Genomic DNA, 9198 nt, shown 5'->3' on the forward strand with positions numbered 1-9198 from the left:
ATTGCTACTCCTTCCCGAATCGGCCGCTGGAAATGGGTAAGAAGATTTCGGAGGTAAGAAAATGAACTCCCGCTGCGATCCTTGGTCGTCGGCAATTTTCTTACCTCCCAAGGGCATGATTTGGCGCCACCCACCAAACCGCGACGACAACGAAGTCCAACGCTCCCACTAGCAACTCAGCAGGAGGGACGCACAGATCACACGTGGTGGGTGGCACCATTCATCATTCGCACCATTCATCCCTTCGCGGCGTTGGCGACGAAACGGGTGGCGTAGTCCAGGTAGTCGGTGTCGCCGCGGCGGCATTTGCTGCGGGTGGTGACCGATCGGTAGATCACCCGCAACCCAGCGTGCCAGGTTTCTTCGTCACATGAGAACTGCAGTTGGCTGGGGTTAAGCGATTCGACCAACTGCTGTGCGGCGCCGCGGACCGTCGGTTTCCGCTCCAAGATCGCGCGGATGGCGGTATCGACGTCGGCGTCATCGGCACCGACTTCGGTCCCCACCGCAACGAGCGTCTGCTCGATCTTAAGCAGGATTCGGGGGTGCTGCTGGGTCATCCGATTCCGCTCACCAGTGGTCGCTTTGAGCTTGACCTGCGGAGCCGAGACGACTTTGCCCTCACGTTCACGCCGCGCACGCCGTTTTTTCGCCTGAGCAATCTTATCGTGCAATTTTGTCATCGAATGCGGAGCCTCTCTGCAGTGCGTGTTGATGCCGCTGTCAATCCTGCAATCACCATACCCACGCTGCCAAAAAAAAGCCCATCGCCGATTACGACGATAGGCGTTTGATGTTTCGACAGTCGGGGCGACTAGATTCGAACTAGCGACCTCTACGTCCCGAACGTAGCGCTCTACCAGGCTGAGCCACGCCCCGATGGTGGGATTGTGATGCGGGTTTCGTTGGAAAACCCACCCGCTCACGGATCTCTTCGCTCGGCTTGCGTCCCGATCAATCGACCGTCGCAACCCGAGCGGACGCGTAATATAACCTCGCCCCGCCGAGCTGCAAATACCCACCTGAAAACTCCTCCGACCGCTTTTTCCCGGCTCCCCAACCCCCGCCGACGGAATGGCGGTTGCCAAGTCCTTGGCTGGCTCCGCGGAAAGCCCGACGGGCACGCACAAGCCGGATTGGAGACAAGGCGGATTGGAGACAAAGGCCGAGGCATGGTGTCGAGCCGCCGGAGCCTTGGGATCCCGCTGGATTCCCTCCGGCGGTCGACGCTCCATGCCGTTTCCTGGGCATCGGATGAGATGGCGGAACGGCGGGAGACGTCCGGTGGCGGTCTTGGAACACAGTGAAAGGCTCGCGGTCTGCCGCAAAGTGAGGCGTCGGTTCCTTGCGTTGGGGCCCGTAGGCTCGCGCCAAACGGCTGATCATCCTTCGACATCGGCCGGTTCGCGCCAACGCGAGCGGGTTCCTCGTTGATGTCAACTTAGTGGGATTGGGTTGGCGTCCCACCGGTATCCAATGCACTCTGTTCGGTGTCAAAGTTGACGGACCGGAGGGCTCGCGCCCTACCGCTAACAGATACACACCATCTGGTGTCAGTTGACGGACCGGAGGGCTCGCGCCCTTCCGCTAACATCAACACGCCGCTCGGTGTCAAAGTAGTTGACGGACCGGAGGGCTCGCGCCCTTCCGCTAACATCAATACGCCGCTCGGTGTCAAAGTTGACGGACCGGAGGGCTCGCGCCCTTCCGCTAACAAATGCATACCGTTTGGTGTCCAAGAAGTGGCCCGTAGGCTCGCGCGATACCGCTGATTTCGGGTGTGGTTCGATTGCGTCGAGAGACTCTTGGCTTGTTCCGCTACGGTCGGGCATTGGGTGAGGCGAGTAGGCCGGTTTGGGCGAATCGTTGCAGCTTTTGCTCGACGACGGCGCGGAGTTGCTCCTGGGTGGGGGTGACCGACTGGAGTTCTGTTTTCGGATCCGGCGATTCTGCGTCCGGTGACTCCGCCTGCATCGCGACTCCAAATTCCAGTAGCGCGGCGGCGATTTGATCGATCGTTGCGACGCCGTCCATGCGTTTGATGATCTCGCGTTCGAAGTCGTCCAGGTGAACCGATTCGTGTCGCAGATTGGTCACCCGGCTGTCCTGCTCGGCTTGATGACGGATCAGTTCGGTTGTGACCGGCGTCGGGCCGATTTCCACGGTGCAGTCGGAGGGCGCCGCGTAGAGCGCAACGAGACTGGACGAATACAGTTCCAAAAACGTCTCGTACAACTCATGACGACACTCTTCGACGCTAGGTCGCTGCTCGGCCGGAATGGCTTGACGAGCGATGTCGGCTAAGGCATCGATCGAAACGTCACAGGGCCAGATCGATGCGAGATGGCGGAACGCGTGAACCTGGATCGGATTGCCGACGGTCAGGGTGCGGCCAGAGGCGTGTTCGAAAACATGGGTGTCGCGTGAATCGTCCGCGTCTGCGTTCTCGGGCTCTTGTTCGGCCAACGGTGAGTTGACGTACAAACGCTTGAGCCGCTCTGGACCGATGGCTCGATCGAGTTGGACGTCGCAGTGGCAGAGCAGTGATTGCCGAAACTTTCGATTGCGAAGAAAGTCCAAATACTGCTCCATCTGAACCAACCCGGGCGCGATCTTCGACAATGTCCCTCGCGTCTCGTCGCCGTACTCGTTCGGAATCATGCTGGCGAATTGAGCTTCGCACATGAACCGTAATCCACTCGCCTCGGCGCGGGACACGAATTGGTGAAAGAAGAGCGGTTCGTTGTAGTCTTCGAGATGTTCATGGTAGATGTAACTGTCTTCGCTGGCCCGCACGATGCTCAGTTCTTCGTGCAACAGTTTTTCATAAGCGTCTTGATTCTGTTGGACCGCCGAGGCGAGAAAATCGACGAGGGCGCGTGACTGATTGATCTTGGTTTGCGTGTCATCGAATCCCGATGCGTGATAGCTCATCATTTCACGCACCCCGCGCCGCAGGTACCAGCCCGGGTAGGTGTTGTAGCTGACGTAAGCCACCCCGTTTTCGGCGAGATGGTGACGGCAGACGGATAAGATCTTTTCTTGAACCTCTGGCGGAACCCACGAATAGACTCCGTGGCAGATAATGAAATCGAATTTGCCTTCGGAGGAATCGAATTCGAGGATGTCTTGATGACGCAGCGTGATGTTGGTCAGCGACAAGGCGTCAATGACCGGCTTGCCCTCTTCGACCTGACGCTTCGACGCGTCCAAGCCCAGGAATTCGGAACCGGGAAAACGGGCAGCCATCGGAATCAAGTTGCCTCCCGCGGCAGATCCAATTTCCAAGACGCGACATCGCGAAACGTTGGCCGGCTGCATCCCAAAGAGCTGAGCCAGGGCGGCTAGATTGCGCGGGTGACTGGACGCATAGGGATAGCTGGCATAGGGATACTCGTCGTAGCTGAACGGTGGTGTGGATTCGGACGGCATCGAGGGGCACGTGGTTGGGGGTTGGCGGAGAGGAGAGGGGTGGATTGCGACGGGATGGAGAGGTGATGGGATCGGCTGGGGAGCCTCGGTGAGAGCCCTCCCCTCGCTTCGCTCGACCCTCCCGCACAGAGGTCGTGCGGTTTTTAAGCCGTTGATCATAATGGGTTTTCGTCACCCTCCCCCAGGGCATTGGTATCTACACATCTTTTGCATGTCAGAAGGTTGTGCATGGCCGTTGGCCAAATTGAACCTCATTGCGATGACGTTCCTGGGGCGGCGCAACCCTCGCAAATGCTCGGTTTGCTTGCCCCAGGCTATGGATATGCATGCCCTTTGGGCAAAAAGCGACTTGTGTCGATACTAATGCCTGCCAGGAGGGTGACGGGGAGACACTCGGGTGTGTCCGTTCAGTCTGCTCGACTTCCGTGGCTGTCATGGAAGCGATTCGGTTTGGGGCGCGGTACATTCGTCACGTTCGGCAACCTTTCACAGTCATCGAGACGGCGCAAACCGTTCATCCCGTAAAAGCATCTCTGCGTGACGCTTGCGAGCGGACGAGGTGCGGAATCGTCGAAGAGAGTATAGCGCTGTGCGTTCGCGTCGCAACGGGCACCGCGCGGAGCAGGCCATCATGCCGATGGCGCTACCCACATTGTTCCACGGCACGATGCCAGACGGGACAGCCATCTTGATTTGAGCAGAACGGATTATCATGCAACCGAATCAGCAACCGTCGTGGCAGGCAGCGGCAAAGAAGCGGAGTCGCGCCAAACTGGCGCGGGACCTGCGGCGGGCGGCGATCGTGATCGGGCTGATCGCTCTGACGGTTGTTCTGGTGTTTCTGTTGTTCCCGCCATTTTTTGCACCACAAACTCACTTGGTGCTGCTGGGATCACGCGGCAACGAGGCATTCAACGCGCCGCCGATCGCGTTCGTGGCCGAGGACTTGGATGCGATCGCGTCGATCGAAGAGGCGAAGGTTCGCGACCAGAGCGACGTGTTGCATTCGGCACAAGCAGCCAAGAAACTGGCAAACCGATTGGCGGAGGCGAGGATCTCGTCGCGTGACAAGCTGATCTTGTACATCAACGCGCACGGGGTCACCGACAACGCGTCCGCCTACTTGCTGTGTGACAACTTTGACTTGCGGCAGCCGGATCTGGGGCGGGTGTCGGTTGAAACGCTGATCGACCAAGTCCGACAATCGCCCGCGGCCACGAAGTTGATCCTGATCAATGCGGGAACCATCGACTATGACCCTGGACTGGGCGTCCTGGGCAACGATTTCCCCAGGCTGTTGGAACAGGCGGTGCATCAATCCAAGGACCCTTCGTTGTGGGTCTATTGTTCACATTCGTCCCTGCAGTACTCGCATGTTTCACGCGCCGCCCGGCGAAGTGTTTTTGGGATGTTTGTCGGCGAAGGACTCAAGGGTGCCGCGGACTTGGATCATGATCAAGCGATTCAGTTGAGTGAACTGGTCGCGTTTACGTCGGCAAACGTGTCCAAGTGGGTCGCCCAAAGTACCGACCGTGGGGCGGAGCAGACTCCGCAACTGATCTGGGGTGGTGGCAAAGCTGGACAGTCGGATCCCAGACTGCTGACGTTGTTTGAACAAGATCCGGATCAGGAATTGACGGCCGCGTCGTTGATCATTCCACCTGATGAGCTGGCCGGTGGCGGCGGATCGTCCGCGCGTTCGGGCAGGGTTCGCGGGCTGCTGCGGCGACAACAGGTCACGTTGGCATCGAATCGGATCGCCGGCGGGGGTGCGAAGTCGGATGACGTGGCAGACGCGGACGGTGGCGCCGACGCGGAAACCGGAGGAAGCGACGACGGTAGCGGGCAGCCGGCCGACGGCGATCTCTCGGCGGCCGAGGGACCAGACGATGGCGCCGCGGACGACTCCGCAGACGGAGCCGAAAACACCGACAAGTCTGGTGAAGCGGGCGATGCGAAATCGAATCCGTCCAAGGCTGACCAGAAGGCCAAGGCCAAGCAACTGCTCACCAAGGCCTGGCGACTGCGCGATGCGGCGTCATTGGCGTGGTCGGCGGCCGATCCGACTTTCAGTCCGGTCGAAAACAAACCGCACCTGTGGCGGGAACTGCAAGCCGAATTGTTGGCCTTTGAACAGCAGCTTCACGGCGGCAAGGGATACGATCCCGAGAAGATTGAAACCACACTCGAAGACTCCTTTCCCGCCAAAGCACCGGCCGGTCCGGCAGCTGGGGCGACATCAAAAACCACACCGCCTCTCGCGTCACTGTTCGGTCACGCATCCGACGACACCGTTTCACTGCTATCCATCCTTGAACCGGAACAGGCTCACAGTCTGGCTCTGGCACAATCGGCTGCCGTGATTCGCGGCCAATCGTTGGACATCGATGTGAAGGGATTGCAGGCGGCATTGGAGCAAGAAACGCGAGAGGCCTTTGACGAGTGGCTGAAAACACGCTTGCGCCCGAAGTTTTCCGGTACCGTTGAAATGACGTTTTTAAAACGTCTGGCCGACTCGCCGGAGCTGGATTGGGATCTGGTTCAAATCGCAGCGTTGACGTGTTTGGCGGGAGAGCGAGTCGCGGCACTGGATTTGTTGTCGCCGGGCTGGATGCGAGTGGACGTGGAGCGGGCCGACCAGTTTCGTTTTTTTGCCGAACAGCTGGTGTTTGACCAGGTCGGTTTGCAGTGGCCACAGCGATGCCGGACGTTGTTCGAAGACGCCGGAAAAATCTACGCGGCCGCGGAGCTTGAATTCGTGGAGGTCCGTCGGGCCGAACGCGCGTTGGACGTGCTGCTGGCCAAGCTGCCGTCGTTGATGCACTGACATTTGATGTCTCGGTTTGTGCCCGATCGACGTTCGGTGATTTACGACGACCTTTCGACGCTGCTAGAACTCGCAGGCGAGCTTTCTGGGTTGCTGAACCATCCGGGCCAGTCGAGCGTCGCAACGGTGACGAAGGTGCGGGAGCAATTGGAATCGATTCAGTCACGCCTGGAAGCCGCCTGTGGAGATGTCGCGGCAGAACGACTGTTGGCACAAACGGCGACACCGGGAGATTCCTATCAAGCCGATCTGTTGCTCAAGACGCCATTGTTGAGTTCGGCGCTGCGGAACGATCTGCTGGCAGCGATGGACCAACGGGATCGGCAACTGGCGTCCAACTACGATCTGGCCAACGTCACGATCGACGACGTGTCAGCCATGTCACTGGGCGGTGCAATGTCACTGGGCGATGCACGTCAAATGCCTTCGCCGGAAGAATGGCAGTTTCTGTTCGAACAGGCTCAACTGGAATCGCAATACGTCGGACTGTCGCACTTTGAGGGCGTCTCTGCGGACTCGTTTGCGGCAATCACTGCGGCGCGTGAAGTCGAGGCGGCCTTTCAATCGTTCGAAGTCGTCTATCGGACGATGGACGCAAACGACGCGGCGAACGTCTCGGAACTCTGGAACCGACATCTGAAATTCGGTGCCGCATTGCAATCGTTTTACCGCTCGGCAATAGAAGTCGACGGTGCATTGTCAACATGTGCCGTGTCACCGGCGGCATCACGGATGGCGATCCGCTTGTTGCGGATGCTCGACCCGCGTGATGCGTGGCAGTTGGACGACGTTGACGTGAACTCACTGTCGTTGGAGACGCAACTTCGTTCGACTATACAGTGGCAAGCCGAACGTCTCGAACAGATGTCGACCTACCGCGTTGGAAATCAATCGGCGACGTTCGCCGACTGGGCGGAACATTACCGCGCCCAATCCGAACGACTCTGCCGCGTCTCGGCCTCGGTCACCGAACCGACACGAATCAAGATCACCGCCCCGGCGACGGTCGACCTGCAATACCACGACTGGCGGCAGGTGATTCTGGGTCTTGAAAACCCCAGCGACCGCGAGGTCTCGATCACGGTTTCGTTGGAATACGAACGGGGATTGGTCGACGTGATCAACGTTGCCTCGAGTGAATCGAACGATTCGGCGGCGGGCATCCGATCGATTCGGCCTGAATTCTTCGACACTCCGTCTCAATTCGGAACTTGGCGATCCAAGCCGATCACCATCGCGGCGGAGGGTACGGTAACGTTACCGATGAAGATCGTCCGGCGCGACAATGCGTCGGAAACGACCAAGTTGTTGGTGGACGTGTATGAGCGATCCGAGTTGACGCGTGCGGAATCCAAGCCACCCGTTCTACTGACGCGGCGAACACTTGACCTGATGTTGCCCGTTGCCGAAGTCTACGTCGAACGCGGCGCGGCGTCGTTTGTGTCGGACGTCGAGGGAGTGGAACTGTTGCCGCACCCCAATCGGTTGGAGAAATTCCGGTTCGGTGTCGTCAATCATGCATCGCGGACCAAACAGATCTCGATGCGGTGCTATGCCCTGGGTCAATCGTTGATCGGCCCGCTGCCTTCGGACCCGAGCACGTTGCTGGTCGGTGCGTTGCCGCTGGCCAGTTTTGACGTCAGCGTTCCCGGCGACGGTCAACCGGCGTTCCCCAGTGCCGGAGACGCTGAACAAGCCGACGGCGAAGACGCGGAGGCGAAAGAGGCGACACCAAAACAGGACGATGCGGGCAAAGACGAAGAGGAGAAAGCCGAACCGATCGAGTCGACCGACATGCCCCACGGAATGCTAGTCGAATTGAGCGACCGCGACACCGGGCAATCGACCTATCGTCACGTCCGCTTTGCGATCCAACGACCTCGGCGGTTCGTCTCACCGCGCGTCGGCTTTGACACCAAGAAGCAGCAAATCACCGTGGAAGTCAGCGCGGTTGACCCGAGTCGGTTGCCCGAGGGGGCTCCGGTCCGTGTCGAGTGCCGATTGGCCGACGACCGCAGCGGTCGCACCAGGGGCAAGCTGCAAGGGATGATCACCCGCGCGAGTCCGACGACGAATCTGTTCATTGCGACGACGGCACCGCCGCCGAATGTCGCACGGGTTTATATCGACGTCGATGGTTATCCCCGGTCGTTTATCTTTGATGTGCCTTGTGGCAAACACCTGACGAATGTTCCCGAAGTCACCGATTCGGTCGATCTGCGGATGACGACGTCGTCGAAGGGTGGCATTCTGGGGGCGACGAAATCGATTCCTGTTGCGGTTCAGATCGATGCACCGGTTGGATCGTTCGAGAACGGCCGAGATCACTTGAACCTTGGAATCGATCTGGACGGGTCAGGCGTGCCCCACCCCGAGGACAGCGTTCGATTGACGACCGATCGCGGCGTGATGATCGGGTTTGTCAAATCGACGCCTGACGGCACCGTCGAACTGACCAATGTCGTTTCGGACCACCTGATCGATCTGCCGGCGGAGCGACTGGAGAATCTGCTGATCGATGTCGCAGCCAGTTTGACCATCAATGACCAAATCCAATCGTTCCGCAAGATTGAGTTGTTGATCGACACCGCGCCGCCGGTCGTCGGTCCGGTGACTCGAACCGACGGCTTAAGTTTTGCGGCGGTCAACAGCCAAGTCGATCTGGAGGTTTGGGCCTGGGATGAGGGATCGGATGTGACGAAGGTGCAGGCAGCCTTTGACGTCGATGGAAACGGCGAGTTTCCCGCGGCGGGAAACATTTTCACGGCCTCCCGGACGTCCGATCGTCAGTGGATCTTGACCGTCGATTCGGGAGCCGACGCGGGCAAGAAATCGTTGCTGGTGCGGGGTGTGGATCGTGTCGGCAACGAAAGTGATCCGGTGGCGGTCGAAATGGAGGTCGTTTCACCGACCGAGAGCACCAAGCGGGTCAAACATCA

The 9198-nt window shown here is 59.2% G+C and carries 4 protein-coding genes and 1 tRNA gene; 2 read left to right on the forward strand and 3 right to left on the reverse strand.

From position 1 onward, the window contains the following. Nucleotides 1-236: 236 nt before the first annotated feature. The 3 genes from ABX749_RS11510 to ABX749_RS11520 form a co-directional block, all read right to left on the reverse strand. The gene (locus ABX749_RS11510; protein WP_372896108.1) at nt 237-674 is read right to left on the reverse strand and encodes a hypothetical protein; all 438 of its coding nucleotides are present in this window, start codon (nt 672-674) and stop codon (nt 237-239) included. 131 nt (nt 675-805) lie between these two features. Beyond that, a tRNA-Pro gene (locus ABX749_RS11515) sits at nt 806-879 on the reverse strand. Between the two features lie 939 nt (nt 880-1818). Next, nucleotides 1819-3432, reverse strand: coding sequence for a methyltransferase regulatory domain-containing protein (locus tag ABX749_RS11520; protein ID WP_372896109.1), 1614 nt, complete (start codon nt 3430-3432; stop codon nt 1819-1821). Between the two features lie 712 nt (nt 3433-4144). Between ABX749_RS11520 and ABX749_RS11525 the strand changes: the two genes are divergently transcribed. Both ABX749_RS11525 and ABX749_RS11530 read left to right on the forward strand, forming a co-directional pair. Next, nucleotides 4145-6259, forward strand: coding sequence for a hypothetical protein (locus tag ABX749_RS11525; RefSeq protein WP_372896110.1), 2115 nt, complete (start codon nt 4145-4147; stop codon nt 6257-6259). Between the two features lie 6 nt (nt 6260-6265). Beyond that, the coding region (locus ABX749_RS11530) for a hypothetical protein (RefSeq protein WP_372896111.1) at nt 6266-9198 on the forward strand (2933 nt) is incomplete at its 3' end.

The organism is Stieleria sp. (genome assembly GCF_041595215.1).
GTDB lineage: Bacteria > Planctomycetota > Planctomycetia > Pirellulales > Pirellulaceae > Stieleria > Stieleria magnilauensis.